This window comes from Herpetosiphon sp. NSE202, assembly GCF_042688385.1.
GTDB lineage: Bacteria > Chloroflexota > Chloroflexia > Chloroflexales > Herpetosiphonaceae > Herpetosiphon.
Genome location: NZ_JBHUPY010000006.1, coordinates 76,326 through 91,684, shown reverse-complemented (window position 1 = coordinate 91,684; position 15,359 = coordinate 76,326). Strand labels below are relative to the sequence as shown.

At 48.4% G+C, this 15,359-nt stretch carries 11 protein-coding genes; 2 read left to right on the top strand and 9 right to left on the bottom strand.

Annotated features, from left to right (window positions below; genetic code table 11):
• Window positions 1-16: 16 nt before the first annotated feature.
• A complete protein-coding gene (locus ACFMKP_RS08340; RefSeq protein ID WP_382290841.1) occupies window positions 17-535 on the top strand; it encodes a hypothetical protein in 519 nt (172 codons plus the stop codon).
• A 346-nt stretch (window positions 536-881) separates the two neighbouring features.
• On the opposite strand, the gene ACFMKP_RS08335 is transcribed toward ACFMKP_RS08340, so the two are convergent.
• The 3 genes from ACFMKP_RS08335 to ACFMKP_RS08325 all read right to left on the bottom strand — a co-directional run bounded on the left by ACFMKP_RS08335 (window position 882) and on the right by ACFMKP_RS08325 (window position 2,740).
• Entirely contained in the window at window positions 882-1,403 is a 522-nt protein-coding gene (locus tag ACFMKP_RS08335; protein WP_382290839.1) for a gamma carbonic anhydrase family protein, read from the bottom strand.
• A gap of 10 nt (window positions 1,404-1,413) precedes the next feature.
• A complete protein-coding gene (locus ACFMKP_RS08330; RefSeq protein WP_382290836.1) occupies window positions 1,414-2,313 on the bottom strand; it encodes a PhzF family phenazine biosynthesis protein in 900 nt (299 codons plus the stop codon).
• A gap of 67 nt (window positions 2,314-2,380) precedes the next feature.
• Window positions 2,381-2,740: a hypothetical protein gene (locus ACFMKP_RS08325; RefSeq protein ID WP_382290834.1), complete on the bottom strand. Its 360-nt coding sequence runs from the start codon at window positions 2,738-2,740 to the stop codon at window positions 2,381-2,383.
• Window positions 2,741-3,268: 528 nt separating this feature from the next.
• Here ACFMKP_RS08325 and ACFMKP_RS08320 point away from each other — a divergent pair.
• Window positions 3,269-4,288, top strand: coding sequence for a LacI family DNA-binding transcriptional regulator (locus tag ACFMKP_RS08320; protein ID WP_382290831.1), 1,020 nt, complete (start codon window positions 3,269-3,271; stop codon window positions 4,286-4,288).
• A gap of 305 nt (window positions 4,289-4,593) precedes the next feature.
• Here ACFMKP_RS08320 and ACFMKP_RS08315 read toward each other — a convergent pair whose 3' ends face one another.
• Genes ACFMKP_RS08315 through ACFMKP_RS08290 form a run of 6 tightly spaced genes read right to left on the bottom strand, consistent with a single transcriptional unit; the run spans window position 4,594 to window position 15,322 of the window.
• Entirely contained in the window at window positions 4,594-5,595 is a 1,002-nt protein-coding gene (locus ACFMKP_RS08315) for a hypothetical protein (protein ID WP_382290829.1), read from the bottom strand.
• Window positions 5,596-5,615: 20 nt separating this feature from the next.
• The gene (locus tag ACFMKP_RS08310) at window positions 5,616-7,715 is read right to left on the bottom strand and encodes a DUF262 domain-containing protein (protein ID WP_382290826.1); all 2,100 of its coding nucleotides are present in this window, start codon (window positions 7,713-7,715) and stop codon (window positions 5,616-5,618) included.
• A gap of 41 nt (window positions 7,716-7,756) precedes the next feature.
• Entirely contained in the window at window positions 7,757-8,251 is a 495-nt protein-coding gene (locus tag ACFMKP_RS08305; protein ID WP_382290824.1) for a hypothetical protein, read from the bottom strand.
• Between the two features lie 15 nt (window positions 8,252-8,266).
• A complete protein-coding gene (locus tag ACFMKP_RS08300) occupies window positions 8,267-8,662 on the bottom strand; it encodes a hypothetical protein (protein WP_382290821.1) in 396 nt (131 codons plus the stop codon).
• An 18-nt stretch (window positions 8,663-8,680) separates the two neighbouring features.
• A complete protein-coding gene (locus ACFMKP_RS08295; protein WP_382290819.1) occupies window positions 8,681-11,950 on the bottom strand; it encodes an Eco57I restriction-modification methylase domain-containing protein in 3,270 nt (1,089 codons plus the stop codon).
• A gap of 12 nt (window positions 11,951-11,962) precedes the next feature.
• Complete coding sequence (locus ACFMKP_RS08290) at window positions 11,963-15,322, bottom strand: helicase-related protein (RefSeq protein ID WP_382290817.1); 3,360 nt, start codon at window positions 15,320-15,322, stop codon at window positions 11,963-11,965.
• Window positions 15,323-15,359 lie beyond the last annotated feature (37 nt).

Here is a 15,359-nt window from a genome sequence, read left to right as displayed (position 1 = left end):
ACGAGAGGATTCCAGCATGACACGCAGCTATCAGTATTGTGGCCCTGCGGAGCTGAGCCACATGCCCAATCCATTGCCAAGCCGCAACCAGATTCGCCAGCGGGCTGATGCGGAAGCATGGATTGCAGCGCAGCATCTCGGTTCAGGCAAGCACCAGCAACTAACCGCGACGTTTATCATCGATCAAGCGGCGCAGCTGTGGCTGGCCGATCAACGCTCTGAGCATGTGGTCTGTGCCCGTGGTGCGGCGGTGCTGGCCGCTGGCGAGATCACATTTAGCGTTGAAGCAAAGTGCCTCGTTGGCTGCGAATTAACCAATCAATCGACTGGCTATTGCCCTGAGCCAGCTTCGTGGGCTGTCGTTCAGCAGGTGCTCGATTCAATCGGCTTGCCGCATGCTGGCGCTTGGACAACCAGCTATGAGTTTCGGCGCTGCCCAGCGTGTGCTATGCTCAACTTAATCAAAGAACAGTGGTTTTTCTGTGCTGTTTGCGACCACGAGTTGCCCCAGCAATGGAATTGTGCGAGGGGTTAGGGGTCAGGGGCTGGGGATCGGTTGCGGGTATAATGCCCAACGTCTTTGCCAAACTCGTTCATGCTTCCCATAGCCAAAAGCCTATAGCCAATTCCCCTTCGTGGTTACTCAATTCTGATCCCTGATCCCTAACAACTGTTCTCTCAACCGTATTTCTCCACCCTTCCGTCCCGCCTCAAGGCGGGAAACGCCGGGGGTTTTCATCCCCCTGCACCCCCTAATATTTGTTCTGTGGATTGTTACTGTTACTGCTGGTTCCCATCCTTCGTGCGCTTCGTGGATCAAAACTTCGCGTTCTTCGCGCTCTTCGCGGTTTCCATTCTTCTCCCTTCGTGCACTTCGTGGATCAAACCTTGGTGGCAGCTTCAAGATAGGCGTTTTTAAGCGCAACATAGTTTTCGGCAGTGCGCCGAATGCGCTCAAGATGAGCGGCATCAAGCGGGCGAATTTTGCCAGGAATGCCCAAAACGAGCGAATTAGGCGGCACAATCATGCCTTCGGTAACCAAGGCACGCGCACCAATCAGCGAGCCAGCGCCAATCTGGGCATGGTTCAAAATCACCGCGCCCATGCCAATCAGCACATCATCGCCAACGGTACAGCCATGGACAATTGCGCCATGGCCAATGCTCACGCCTGCGCCAATTGTTAGCCAGGCATCGGGGTCGGCATGCAAAATTGAGCCATCTTGAATATTACAGCGTGCGCCGATGCGAATCAGGCCTTTATCGCCGCGAATAACCGTCATCGGCCAAACACTCACGTCGCTGGCTAATTCGACCGCACCACAAACCAAGGCTTGGGGCGCAATATAAACCCCTTCCGCGCGCGAAACACAATCGCTGACGCAGGGAAATTGATATTCCACAATCGGTTACCTACGCTAAAACATGGCCGCGCAGAATCGTCAAGGCCTCGCCGCCAATTCGCGAACTCATCACTTGCGCGTCTTGATCGAACTCCACAGCAACCTCGACCCGCCCAGGCCGGCCCATGGCATCGCCTTGCTCAGCGCGATACTGCACCACATTGCTGCCATCTGCTTGGGCAATAAGCCCAACCCCAACCAACAATGCGCCAAGTGGACCTTGAGCCGAGCCAGTTACGGGGTCTTCGTCAATGCCAATGAGTGGCCCGAAAAAGCGCACATGCACCGCGCTCTCAGCATCCAGCCCTTCCAAGCAGTACAGGGTTAATGCGCTTAGTTGATGGCTCTGACAGAGGAAACGTACATCATTCATATTGGGCTTAATCGCCAAAAGATTCGCCAGATTATGACAACCAATATAACCATATTCACCGCCACGGGTTGGCGGAATATCGCTACGAATATCGGATTCATCCAAGCCCAGCGCGGCAGCCAAGGCCACAATTTGCACATCGAGCGGCTCGAATTCGGGCACAGGAATGTCGAGCCACACTTTACAAGCAGAGGTTTCGCTTGCTTGCAGCTCGACCGCCAAAATGCCTGCGGCAGTTTCAATCGTATACTGACCAGGGATCACCAAATGGCCGCGTTCGGCCAGGGCATGGCACGCAGCGACCGTGGCATGGCCGCACAACGGCACCTCGACGGTTGGCGTAAACCAACGCAATTGCAAATCGGCTTGGCTACTTGGCAGCACAAACGCCGTCTCGGAAACATTCATCTCGCGGGCCAAGCGTTGCATAACTACCGGATCAAGCCCAGCAGTATCGAGCAACACCGCCGCTGCATTACCAGTGAACGGAACCCGAGCGAAGGCATCAACTTGGACAATTTCGCGCCAGCGTGGCATAGAACGATCCTCAAACTAGGGTTAATCTAGCTTCATTCTAGCACGATGCAGAGAAGATGTTGAAGCTTTAGCGCTGCTTACGCAGCCGAAAAGCTCCATCAAGCAAGCCAACAACCAGCCAAATCAGCGTCGCGCCAAACAATTGCAGGCTCGAAAAGCCCAAGCTAAAGCCAAGCACGAGCAGGCCAAGCACAAGTGCGGCGTGCAAATAGACCCAGCGAGTTTGATAATCAGCTGGATTTTTGGTTAAGCGCGTGGTCAGCCAAAGCATGCCAATCGCCGCCAGCAAACCAAGCACGCCATAGAGCTGGTTGATTTGGCTGCTCGGATAGGCCAGTATCAGCGCAAGGCCAAAACTGGCTGCGTTCAACATTCTGGCGAGCAACAGGCTTAACGTGGAGTTTTTGAAGGCATTGAGCGAGGTCATGGTTAATCTCCTCAATCAAAACATATGAGTTAGATGTACTAGCTCATTGGATTGGATACCGTGTCCCCTCACCCCCAGCCCCTCTCCCACTGAATGCGGGCGAGGGGAGCACTGAATTCAGCGGTTCCCCCTCGCTCGCGGGCGGGAGAGGGGGGTAGGGGGTGAGGGGGGAATCGTTGTTAACGCAATGAATCAGTACAGTTAGAGTCTAGCACAAATGGCTAGCAATGAGAATACTAGAAGCTTTTAACTACTTCTATTTTCTCCTCCCTTCCGTCCCTCCGCTGGAGGGAAACGCCGGGGGTTTTCAGCCCCCAGCACCCCCAAATATTTGGGTTGTGGATTATTGCTGTTGCTTCTGATTCCCCATCCTTCGCGCTCTTCGCGTTCTTCACGGTTTCTGCCCTTCGTGTGCTTCGTGTCCTTCGGGGATCAAACGCTTAATTGACATTCATGGTCAACCTGTTATGATGATCGCGTTTCCGGTATCGTTTCCAGCCCGTTTCATGACTAGCAAGAGGTAGTGCTGTGCGCTCAAAACAATCAACAATCACCATTCACGATGTTGCCAAAGCGGCAGGCGTTTCGGTCAGCACAGCATCGCGAGTGCTCAACAACAAAGCTGATGTTTCGCCAGAAACCTACAAAAAAGTGCGCCAAGTAATTGACGACCTGAACTACACCGCTAGTTTAGCCGCCAAAAGCATGCGCAGCCGCACAACCAATGTGCTTGGATTGTTGGTGCCTGAGCTGATTGAGGTCTATTACCACGAGGTCATCAAAGGGGTTGGCGCAGCAATCGAAAATTCTGGCTACGATTTATTGATTTATACCAGTGGCAGCCCAACCCGCAACAAACGGGCCTCTTGGGAGCGTGAGCACGTGGCGTTGTTGAGCAGTGGCTTGACCGACGGCTGTATTATCGTTTCGCCCTCGGCCCCAACCTTCCAACAAAATGCCAATATTGTGGTGATCGATCCCCATGGTGCGGGCGCAGAAGTGCCATCGGTTGTAGCAACCAATCACGAAGGGGCAATCCAAGCTGTTGATTATTTGGCCAGTCTTGGTCATCGCCGCATTGGCTTTGTTCAAGGCCATCCCACGGCATGGAGCGCGCTGCAACGCTTTGAAGGCTACAAAGCTGGGCTGCACAAAGCTGGCATCGAATTTGATGCCGCCTTAATTTGCGACGGTGATTTTACTTCGGCATGCGGCAAAGCAGCAACCTATCATCTCATGAACCAGCCCAATCCGCCAAGCGCCATTTTTGCCGCCAACGACCGCACTGCAATCGGCGTGCTTGAAGCCGCCCAAGAACTAGGCCTCAACGTGCCACAAGATCTCTCAGTGATTGGCTTTGATAATATTCCCGAAACCATGCAAACCACGCCACGCCTAACAACCATTGATCAATCGATTCGGGCGATGGGTTCGTTGGGTGTGCGGCTCTTAATCGATATGCTGCAAAATCGCGAATCGGCGCAATTGCTGCACACAGTGCCAACCAGCTTGGTTATTCGCGATTCGTGCTGGATGCGCAAGCAATAGCTGTACTGATACATCAGGTTAACCACCGCCTGATCCCCTCACCCCAACCCCTCTCCCACGGCGCGGGCGAGGGGCTTTTGGTTGTGTGGGTTTAGCATGATTGGTGGTGAAAACGAGCTCTCCCCCTCGCCCGCGTTTTCGTGGGAGAGGGGGTTGGGGGGTGAGGGAACGCTCCACCGCCGACCAATCGCTCAAAACCTACCCTTGTAAGGTTGGGGGGTGAGGGGACATGGTTGCCAACCTAATGAACCAGTACAAATAGCAGCTAGGCCAAAACAAATTTGACCTAGCACTCCCACGTTACATTAGAGCTGTTTGTGAATTTTATAGTGCGTTGCAGTTCGCTCAACAATAATTGCATCTTTTTTCAACGCTTGAGCAAAATCATGGCGTAAATGCGGGGTCATTGCCTCAAGCAACGCGTTCTTCATATCAATAATTGCTGTTTTGGTAAAGTGCAGATGCTCAAGCCGAAGGCCCGAAATTACCAATGGCAAATTGTATTGTTTATTCGTTTGGGGCGGTTCGATCAAAAAGCTATAACCATCTTCATGAATAATCACTGTGCGCATTTCATCGGTCATGTTGGCATGAATAAAGTTATTCCGCAATTGCCGAATCGCTGTATAGCGTTGTAGGGTATCGCCAGGAAAATCGATGCTATGGCCAGTGAAACACATGCATAGCATCGGCGCAAACAGAATTTTTTGATCGAGTGGCATGCTTATAGTTCGTTTGTAAGCAGCTTCATTGGCGCGTGCCTCAGGACGACTATACATTTCAAAGACTAAATTGAGCAAGCCTTCAAATGAGGAAAGTAAAAGAAAAAAGGCCGAGCGACAAAAGGTGTGTTGAACATGCTGATCGTTAATCTGTTCAGCCTCACGTAACAACGCTTCAGCACTTTCTAAATACAGCTGATAGGGGTTTTGCAAAAGCAGATAAGCACTCGCTTTGGCTTTTTGACTGCGACTACTTTTCTCTTGATTTGCTAAGTGCATAAATAAGTTTTGCAGTTCGCGAAAGATTGACTCCGCACTGGCCGCTTGTTGATCATCAGGGTAAATATCCACTAAACAGCCATACAGTTTCCATTCGTAAATACTTAATAGGGCTTGTGGTAGCCGTACCTCATAGCACCACTGGCTGCTTTGGTTAGGCACTTGACCATTGGGCATGCCCAGCTTCCGCAAGCTGCTATAAATCGCATAGGGCGAAATTTGATCAATCGTGAAGGTATAAGGGTTTGTGCGCTTGGTGATTGAATCAATCGTGCGCAAGCTTAGGTCAGTCAGTTTAATTGCCATCGATCTATCCTTATAGCAAACTACGCGTCGCGGTGATAATCCAAGGCTTGTCGCACCAGATCGATAATCTGGTCAAGCTCGCTCATTTTGAGCAGCAAGACCTCAACATCGCCGTTACCCCAGCGCCCTACATTCGAAACATCTTTACATAGCCCCAACGGATCATTGATTTCGGCAAAGGGCATGTTTAGCGATAGGCGCAAGCCACGCCGCTGCGGCACAACATCAACAATATTGGTATCAAGTTTAAAGGCAATGTATAAACGCAGTGGTTCTTCACGAATAGCGGTATCGAGATTCAGCACGCGCCGCCGAAACTCGCGATAGAGATCGCCAACCTCGCCAAGCAGGTATTCTGATTGAAGCGCGGTTTCGTTAGCTGAACGGCGATCTTTAAGATTCCGTTGAATAACCTGAACTTGATTGGGATATGGCCAAACCTCACACGCAAGTTTGGCTAAATTTTCTGCCCGCGCTTCAATCAAATGCTCATCCCAGCCATCCATATGGCGCAAATCGTTGTTAAGTGGGCTTGGATTGGCAGCAAAACCATCAGCATGATCGCGTTTTTGGCCAAAACTAGCTTCATCATCAATCAAGCCTTGACTCACCAACGTAAGATTACTCAGCCGATCAAGGTAGCGAATTTGAATATTCGCCCAATCCTCGCCCAACTCTGCTTGCCATTCGGCAGAAAGCGGGCTGTTGCGCGGAATAATGTTCAGCGTCGCCCCATCTTGGCGAGGAATTCCACCAACGCCAGCTTCGAGTCGGTAGAGCAAATAATTACGATTACGAAAATTATTAATATCTTTGCTCAGCAACTCGCGCTGAAATTCTTCATCGGTTGGAAAGCGCCGCGAAGCATCTTTATCGACAAATACTGCCGCTAGTTGCTCAATTAACGACGATTGCGCAGTTAATTCATAGCGCGCTAGCAGGCTTTCGTTGCTCATATCGCGCATCAACATGGCAAAAATTTTGTTAAGCGAATTCGTCGAAATACCACAGATCGCCCGCCGAAAAACATAGCTCTCGACCATGCGAAACAAGGTCAGCAGTTCGTTACGATTTATGTGGTGTCGGGCATAAAAACGCAAACATTCCATCAAAAAGGGAAAAGCCACATCCACTTTTAGGGTGTGAATATCATGTATCGCCGCGACTAAGGCTGGATCATCGCTCCGCTCGAAGCTCAGTTGCACAAAATATTGCGAGTATTCGTCGATTTCGGCAATAACTTGTTGAATACTCAGTTGATTGCTGTTAATCAGGCGCTTAAATTCATCGTATACATCGTCGATGTTGGGAATGTAGCCAAGTTTAATCGTCAGGTAATCGCGCATAAAGCGATTAAAGCGCCCTGCATATTCAGCATGACCAAAACGTTGCTCCATCGGAAACCAATGTTGCTGGTACAGTTGGGTTTGGACTTCCGGTTGCTGGCCCATCAAAATATAGTTACGAATCAAATCGGCTTGGGTCAGTTTGAGGCCTGTTGAATTAAGGCTTTCAAAAATCAGTTGCGGGTTATCTTTGCCCCGCTCCAGCGAAATATCAACAATGATCAAGCGTTGCAAGCCCGAGAAAATTGGCTGAAGATTGGGCGCTTGGCGCAATTGCTCCACAAAATAGGCGTAATTTTCGCGAATTCGCTGTGAACTGTCATCGCTCAAGGGCTTATCGTCAACTACCGCCATGAGACTGGGCTTGTCGCTCTGGGTTAGCAACAGTTTGTAGGCCAAATCGCCATCTTCATCGTCGTTACGCAGATAATAATTGCGCAATTTGCGCCGAGTAATGCTGACAGTTTCATGCACCCGCTCTTCAATTGCCTTGCCTAAAGCAGCAATCAATAACGATAAGGTCGAGAGTCGCTGTTGACCGTCAATCACCAAGAGCTGGGGAACGACGGTCGAGCTATACATGCTGCCTTCAACATACACCACCGAACCAATAAAGTGGCCAGGAATCGCTGGATTATTGGCCAAACGTTCAATATCATTCCACAATTGTTCGCATTGGGCGATTGTCCAGCTATATGTCCGTTGATAAATTGGGATGACAAATTGTTTGGTGCCATCAAGAAAATTGAAAAGACTGGTTTCTTTGGCCTTCATACAAATCCTTGCACTAACGAGAGATTATGCTTATTCCCCGTTCAATCAAGCTCAATCAGTGGCTGAAGATAGTCATCGAGCAATGCAGCTGATTCTGCGGTCAATTCTCGGACTTGGGGTAATGTTTGTTGATCGATTATCGTTGGCGTTTTAAAAGCGAGATTACTGCGAATTCGACTATTCCTTCGACCACTCCAAAATTGCAATTTTTTGGCAATCTCAAGCGGAATCATGCGATCAAAATCCATCGCTGTAGCATGACTAGCACTTGAATGATCGGTATCGTCGACCATTTCATCAGCAGCCCAGCCCAGCAAGCGGCGAATCGATTCACGATCGCCGATTTGGCCGACGACATGCTTTCCTAGCAAATAGATGTTGCCACGAATGTTGGTTACGACATATATTTCATCGCCAGCTTGAATTGATTTGGTTCGAAAAAAATTACTAAAGAGATAGCCAATCGGTGCTCCTGCTTGGGAGCGAGCCTCTTCCCATGTTGTATTCGTCCAGTAGTGAGTAAAATAACGGGTCATTGGTGTCTTTTCCTCTTACTCAAGGTCAAGATCCATTGCGGTTTGCACAGCTTTTGGCACGCTTGGCGTGGCTTGTTGCTTGCTTCGTTGGCGTTGCTGTGCGCGTTGCTGCTGTTTATAGAACTTGATCAAGCGTTCCATAAACAGCCACAATTTGCCGGTACCAATTTCATGGAATGTGCCATCAGGTTCATAAATACGCCAAACTAGGTCATAGGGCCGAGCAATAATCCATTTTGTCCCAGCAACAAACATGGTATATTCCGCTTGCTCACGTTCGTGATTAAAGCTCATTGTTGCATTACCAACCAGCGCGTGCATGCGATCGCCATGCTTTGAGTACAACTCTGGTTCTTGACCAAGAAAGTCGTAGAGCATCTGTTCCATATAATATGCATGATCGCGAAACATCGTCTGCTCCTTTGCTGCTTACTCCTCATCGCCAGCATCTTTGCCCATGCGATATTTGATGTCGTAGTTGATGATGTAATCAAGTTCTTCATCGCTAAACCCATAGTGCTGCGCCAATAGCCGATCTATCTCGTCAATGATTGGCTTGGATTTTGAAAGATAGAATTCATCGTAGATCACATTTGTAAACTTTTGTTTTCTCACGCGACGATATGAATTTATTTTAATATCTTCCATTAATTTATAACTTAAAGATTTAATATACTCCTTATTATTTATATCAATTAAATTACTATCAAATCTAAATTCCAATAACTCATGTTTACCACAATGATATCCATCAGATATAGAAAACCAAAACCAATAGAATAATGTTGAATTAATTAGTAATAAAATAAAATCTTTATGGTCTTCGTTTAAAATATTTATTACCTTATAATCTTCAGATTTTTTCTCTCCGTCTCTATCACTATAAAAATATGGAATAAAGTCTAAAGATTTAATGAAATAACCAGGTATTCTATGCCAGTATATCTTATTATCGCCATTTTCTGATAAATTAACACCTAATCTTGATTTAGGCATCTTCTTAAGTATACTTTTTTCTATTTCTGTAGATATTTTGGTATATCCTAATTCTGAACTAAATTCAGTTATATTTTGATATATAAGATTTTGTAGTAAAAAATCTCTTTCTTCATGATTCCATCTGTAATATTTTGTTGAGAATATTTCACAATCTTTCTTACTATATTTTTTCTTCATTAATAATATGGTTAATCTTTGTTCTGCACCATCAAATAATTTTGACGGTCTAATGCCATAGCTTGATTGCCATACATTTTCAGATTTAGTAATGGTTACTTCTTGAAGGGATCTCATACGATTAGTACCAAAAGCACTAATCGGAATAATCAATCCTTTAAATCCATGCTTTGATAGCAAATTAATCGATCGTTCCATTGTAAAAGCATATAAATTTCCGCAACTCTCAGTTTGATAGCCGCGAATCGTATAATCTTTTTTGACCTTGCTATATTCAATGTAAGGTGGATTACCAATAATCACATCGAAGCCGCCGTGGCCTTCGATAATCTCATAGAACTCAACAAACCAGTGAAAGGGCTTGTGAGTTGCGCGCCAACGCTCAAAGGCAGCGCTATGTGCTGGTTGCACGCCATACTCTTGGGCCAAATACTGATCAAGCTGCTGGTTCAAGTCGGCTAGATGCTTACGCAGCGCAGCCTTCTCGTTGGCCAAGGCCGAGCCATCAACATCGTAGCGGCTTTGCTGCTCGCGAAAGCTGCGATAGGCAGTGCTGGTTTGCTGGGCGCTAGCGTGAATCTTGGCGCTCATATTGAAGACATCGAACTTCTGCTGCAATAAATCAAGTACCTCGGCCTCGCTGGCAAAGCCAACCAAGGTGTTGCCAGCCCGAATATTAAAATCGATGTCGGGCAGCGGTTCTAAGCCTTGATTTGGCTTTTTAGGATCACGATCAACGTGAGCCACCAGCTTCAAAAACAGCCGCAGCTTACAAATTTCCACCGCCTCGTCCATAATATCCACGCCATACAAATTTTTCAGCATAATTTGTTTGAGCACAAAATACCGCTGATTGGGATGGTGTTGACGATTATTTGATTCTGCTAGCACCTCGTGCAAATCTGCTGGCACAAGGCTCGTTTGGTCGTCAACCAAGCCTTGAATCCGTTCGAGACAGCCAGCATACAATGGCTCTAAAATATTCAAGGCGGCAAACAAAAATGCGCCAGAGCCACAAGTTGGGTCGAGCACAGTCACCGCACGAATCGCTGCGAAAAGTGCTTGCAAGCTAGCGGGGTCGGCCACATAGCCAATTACATCGGCGGCAAATTGGCGGATATTCAAATTCAGCGTGATCAGCTCATTAATTGTCGTAACGTCGCCAGCTTGCAATTGGGCTTGGATAGCTTGGCAGCGCTGGCGACGTGCCACATGTTCGCGCCAAGTTTCGGTTGGCAACGCATAGGCTTCAGCAGCAGGTCGATTCCAGCCATCGCGCGCGGCGATGTTGGCAATGCCAGCCTCAATTTCCGGCGGCAATGGCAGCTCTACGCCCTTCAAGACTGCTGGGTAGATATAGCGCTGAGGATTGGCACTAAGCAACTGCCAGATTGGGCTATTTGGCGCAAAGCCAGCAGGATACGTTCGCGCCGCATGGTCAAACATAAACGGAATAATTGTATTTTTGCTAATATACTCGGTAATATCCTCTTTGGTATAGTACGCACCCATCTGCTTTTGGTTAATATATTTCTCGAAGATATAGCCCAGCACATCGGGGTTAATCTCGTTGGCAACTTTGCCCTCGCGGTCATCGAGCTGCCACTGATACTGATCGAAGAAATCGAAGAGCGTACTAAATGCGTGGTCAGGAATAGCAATTGCTGGATTGTTTTGCTCCAGCTCATGCAAATCAAACAAACCGCCATTCAAATAGGGCACATCGCCAATCAAGGCAGTTAATTCAGGCGAACGTTGGCGTTGGTTTAAGCCTTCGTGAAACAAACGCAACAAAAACTGGCGATAAAAAGCATAAAACGAGTTGGCATCTGCTGGATAGTTGGTTTGAAGCTGTTTTAAGCGATTATTCAAATAATGCTCATCGCCCGCCAAAAAACCCTTGCGCTGAATAAAATACAAAAACATCAACCGATTCAGCATCAACGAGCCATACCATTCACGATCTGATTGCTCGTTAATCCCAGCGATGCTATTCACAAACTCATCGTGCTTCTTTTTAAACACATCGTAGAATTTTTTAGTTACCGTTTCAACATCAAAGGCCTTTTTGACCTTGCTAGTCACGCCGACGACACCTAAGCCAGCTTCTTCTTCGAGCGCAATAAACAAACCGCGCAAGCGTGAAGCAATATCCTCGCGGTTGGTAAAATGACGGGGGCGTGAAACACCATGTTCGCGGCGAACCCACAGCCAAACTTGGTCGCGCTGGGCAGCATCGACAAACACCAACAAATGCTCAGCAACATCCTTGGTAAGTTCACTGCTCAAGCGAATTCTGGTTGCTGCATTGGGAATCCGCCCATCGGCAGCAGGAGCACAGCGCCATACTTGCACACCCCGTTTTTGGGCAATTGGCGTGAGGTTGAGCTCCGTCCCCTGAATGCTATATGCAAGCGGATATTGCTGTAGGTTATCCCAACTTAATTCTTCGACAAACAAGCGTTGAAAATCGAACGCATCAAGCAATTGACGGAGGCGCGGAAGCGTTGGAGTCGAAGTCATCGGTGTTCCTCACTAAAACAAACCAAGCGAACAAATCAAGCGTGGCTCGTCGGTCTCATCATTTTCATCGATAATACACAGGCGATTTTCATCGCGCAGTGCCAGCACCAATTCGGCTAAGGCCTGATCGCGAATGCCAGCGCGTAATTGGCGATTGAGGGTATCGGTTGCAGTTTGGCGCAATGGAAAGCGATAAATCTCATCAATTGCCCGTGCCAATTCCGGCGCTTCAAACAACGTACCGCGCACTGAATCGTAATAATGCTTCAGTTGCTCATAGGTGCGAAAGCGGGCACTACTTGAACGGCCCAAGCCACCGCTTGCGTGTTGCTCCTCGCGCACCAGATACTCAATCCCTGCTTGCACCAACTCGTGATGCTGAGGGTGACGCTCAAGCGCCGGAGTATCGGGGTGGCAGGCAGCAGCCTGCAAGATTGCCAACTGCGATTGAGTGACGCTGGTTGCTTGTTGATTAATCCAAGCCAGCGAATCATTGCCCTCAGCCGAGCGCATATAGATCAAAACCCCGTTGGGTGAGCCATTCAATGCTTGATGCTGGCGGGTTGAATAGATCACATCGGGCAAATTGGGAATAATCTGGCTCAATTTCGGGTCGGCATCGGTGGCGTTTTTCCAAATCTGGTAGGCATACGATACCAAATCAACGTCAGTATCAGCCTCATCTTCCAGCACAGCAGCATTTTCGCTATACAAATCGTGCAAGAGACTATCATTATCATCATCTTCAAAAAATGCTTCATCGGTACCAACCACTTCAGCATTTTGGCGCAAACGCTGCCGAACCCGTGAACGCAACCCAATAATTCGTTCAACGCCATCGGCAGGCAGAAACGAGTAGCAGGCAATCGTATCAGCTTGTTGCCCAATCCGATCAACCCGGCCAGCCCGCTGAATCAAGCGAATAATTGCCCAGGGTAAATCGTAATTGACAATAATATGCGCATCTTGCAAATTTTGGCCTTCGCTCAAAACATCGGTTGCCACCAAAACGCGTATCTCATCAGCAGGCTCAATCCGTCCGGCCATGCCATTGCTGCGGGGGCTAAATCGGTTGACAATGCTGGTTGTCGCTGGCGAACCACCAACAACCCCGGCCACTGCGCGCACGCCATGGGCTTGGAGTTGGTCAAGCAAATAGGCCACTGTATCGGCAAATTGGGTAAAAATTAAGAGCTTTTGATCGGGATGTTGCTGCTGAACCAAATCAATCAGCGCTGCCAACTTCGCATCATGAGCGCTATTCCATGCGCCACACGCCTGCAACACTGCAATCAAAGCCTGCGAATCGTCCTGCAAATCGGCCTGCAACTGGCGATTAAACAACTGTGAACGAATCCATTTGAAGCGTGAATGATAGCGGGTGCGATACTCAGCGTAGCGTTGTTTGGCCAAAGCCCGAAAATGCTGCTCCGACCACAAGCGAGGTTCAGCAGTTTCCGCAGGCGTTTGGAACTCGTCATCGTAGCTTGGCAACGTCGAAAGATCAACATCTGCATCACTAGGAGAGCCAAGAATATCCATGGCTTGAGTTCCCAAGGGTAGCGGTTCACGCTGTTCGAGCGCATGCAAGACAATAAAATTGCGCAAAATATGCCGTTCAAGCGATTGTAAAAAAGCAGGGCCACCGCTTTCCAAACGCTTAAACAAATTAGTTCGACAAAAACCGACCAAGCGTAAACGTGCCCGTTTGAGCCGTTCGATCAAGTCAAGTTCATCGGCAACAAGCGTAACACCTTGCTGCTTGAGATACGAACCGAGCCGATAGCGCGGCAAGGTTAGGTTGGTAATTGTATCAACCACCGAACTAGCCATCATCTTGGCATATGAATCGTTGGGGTCATCATCATGGACAGCAAAACGCAGCGTGCGTGGAATGCGCTCGGGAAAGTAGGAAATTCGGCCATCGGCAAAGCGCAAACAGCGACGGCCTGAAGCATCGGTCGCTGCATAATTCGCCTTAATAAATGAGCGGGTACGGCGCACTAAATAGCGCCGCATTAACTCGCGCCAATCATCGGGATAGCTACTTTTTTCAAAGGCGGCCAACGAACTAAACGAACCAGCAAATTCGCGGCGAAACGCCAGCTCACCCAGCTCGCGAATTATCCGCTCAGGCCGCAAGCCCAAATTGGTATCTTCGCCAATAAACAAACGCAGCTGGGCGGATAAATCGAGGTAACTTTTATTGTAGGGTGTGGCCGAAAGCAAAATACATTTGCTATCACTTTGGGCAATATAGGTTTGCAAGGCTTTATAGCGTTTACCCTCGCGATTGCGTAAATTATGGCTTTCATCAATCAGCACCAAGCGGAAGCGCGCAGGAATTTGCTGCATTGTCTGTTCTGAAACGCGGCTGAGCGGCAAAATCTTGGCCCGAAGCCCATAGGTATCGACATAGTGCTGCCACATTGTCTCCAAATGTTTGGGGCAAACAATCAGCGTGCTAAACCCATATGAATCTTCAAACATGCGCGCCAGCGCCGTAGCCATCATGGTTTTGCCTAAGCCCACCACATCGCCGATAATCACGCCGCCACGCTGTTTCAAGTGCCGAGCAGCAATCTTGACAGCAGCTACTTGGAAATCAAACAATTGCTGCTGTAACTCTGGAGGAAGCGAAAACTCGGCTAGGCCAGCCCGTGCCTCTTGGGAAAGGTGGTAAACCATCTTGAGATACAAGTGATAGGGCTTAAGTGGTTGCTCGCGGGCCCAACTCTCATCGATAATTGCAGCCAGTTCCGCCGAAATATCCAAGCACCAACGATCGTCCCAACGCTCAGCAAACCAATGATCAAGCTTAATACAGGCATCAGCATCGAGAACATCAATATTCAATTCACCCTGTTTGACTAAGCCAGCCAAGGTCAAATTGCTACTGCCAAGGTAGCCCACAATGGGGTTAATTGGGTCATTGCGATGCAGCAAATACACTTTGGCATGCAGCGGATAACGCAAAAAAACCTTGATCACGACTTTGCCCGTTTTCAATTGGTGGCTTAATCGCCGCAAACCTTGCTCATCGGCGTTTGTTGGCGACCCAAGCATTAATTGTTGGCGAAAATCGCTGGCAACCCGTTGTTTTAATTGTAATACCTTGGATTGATCGACGGGAGGTTCGGGGGTTAGGCTTAATCCAGTTCGCAGCACATCTGCGGGAGCTGGTTGCATGCCGACTAAGACGCGGCAACAATTATGTTCACCACCGGCCCAACTATCAAGTACAGCATCAATTTGTCGCCAGCCTCGTAGATTGAAATAGCCAACACAAAAATCGGCCCGTTGAGCAAGTGCCAATGTGTCACGTAAGGCTGAAACCAAAGCCAAGTCAATATTGTCAAAAATTCGCGGCATGGCAACATCCTTCCAACTAACCAGGTTGCAAGGAGTA

Excerpts from the sequence above, each read along its gene's own strand:
- ACFMKP_RS08310 (WP_382290826.1), bottom strand. The coding sequence starts at position 7,715 with ATGAAGGCCAAAGAAACCAGTCTTTTCAATTTTCTTGATGGCACCAAA.
- ACFMKP_RS08295 (WP_382290819.1), bottom strand. The coding sequence starts at position 11,950 with ATGACTTCGACTCCAACGCTTCCGCGCCTCCGTCAATTGCTTGATGCG.
- ACFMKP_RS08300 (WP_382290821.1), bottom strand. The coding sequence starts at position 8,662 with ATGTTTCGCGATCATGCATATTATATGGAACAGATGCTCTACGACTTT.
- ACFMKP_RS08340 (WP_382290841.1), top strand. The coding sequence starts at position 17 with ATGACACGCAGCTATCAGTATTGTGGCCCTGCGGAGCTGAGCCACATG.
- ACFMKP_RS08315 (WP_382290829.1), bottom strand. The coding sequence starts at position 5,595 with ATGGCAATTAAACTGACTGACCTAAGCTTGCGCACGATTGATTCAATC.
- ACFMKP_RS08330 (WP_382290836.1), bottom strand. The coding sequence starts at position 2,313 with ATGCCACGCTGGCGCGAAATTGTCCAAGTTGATGCCTTCGCTCGGGTT.
- ACFMKP_RS08325 (WP_382290834.1), bottom strand. The coding sequence starts at position 2,740 with ATGACCTCGCTCAATGCCTTCAAAAACTCCACGTTAAGCCTGTTGCTC.
- ACFMKP_RS08290 (WP_382290817.1), bottom strand. The coding sequence starts at position 15,322 with ATGCCGCGAATTTTTGACAATATTGACTTGGCTTTGGTTTCAGCCTTA.
- ACFMKP_RS08305 (WP_382290824.1), bottom strand. The coding sequence starts at position 8,251 with ATGACCCGTTATTTTACTCACTACTGGACGAATACAACATGGGAAGAG.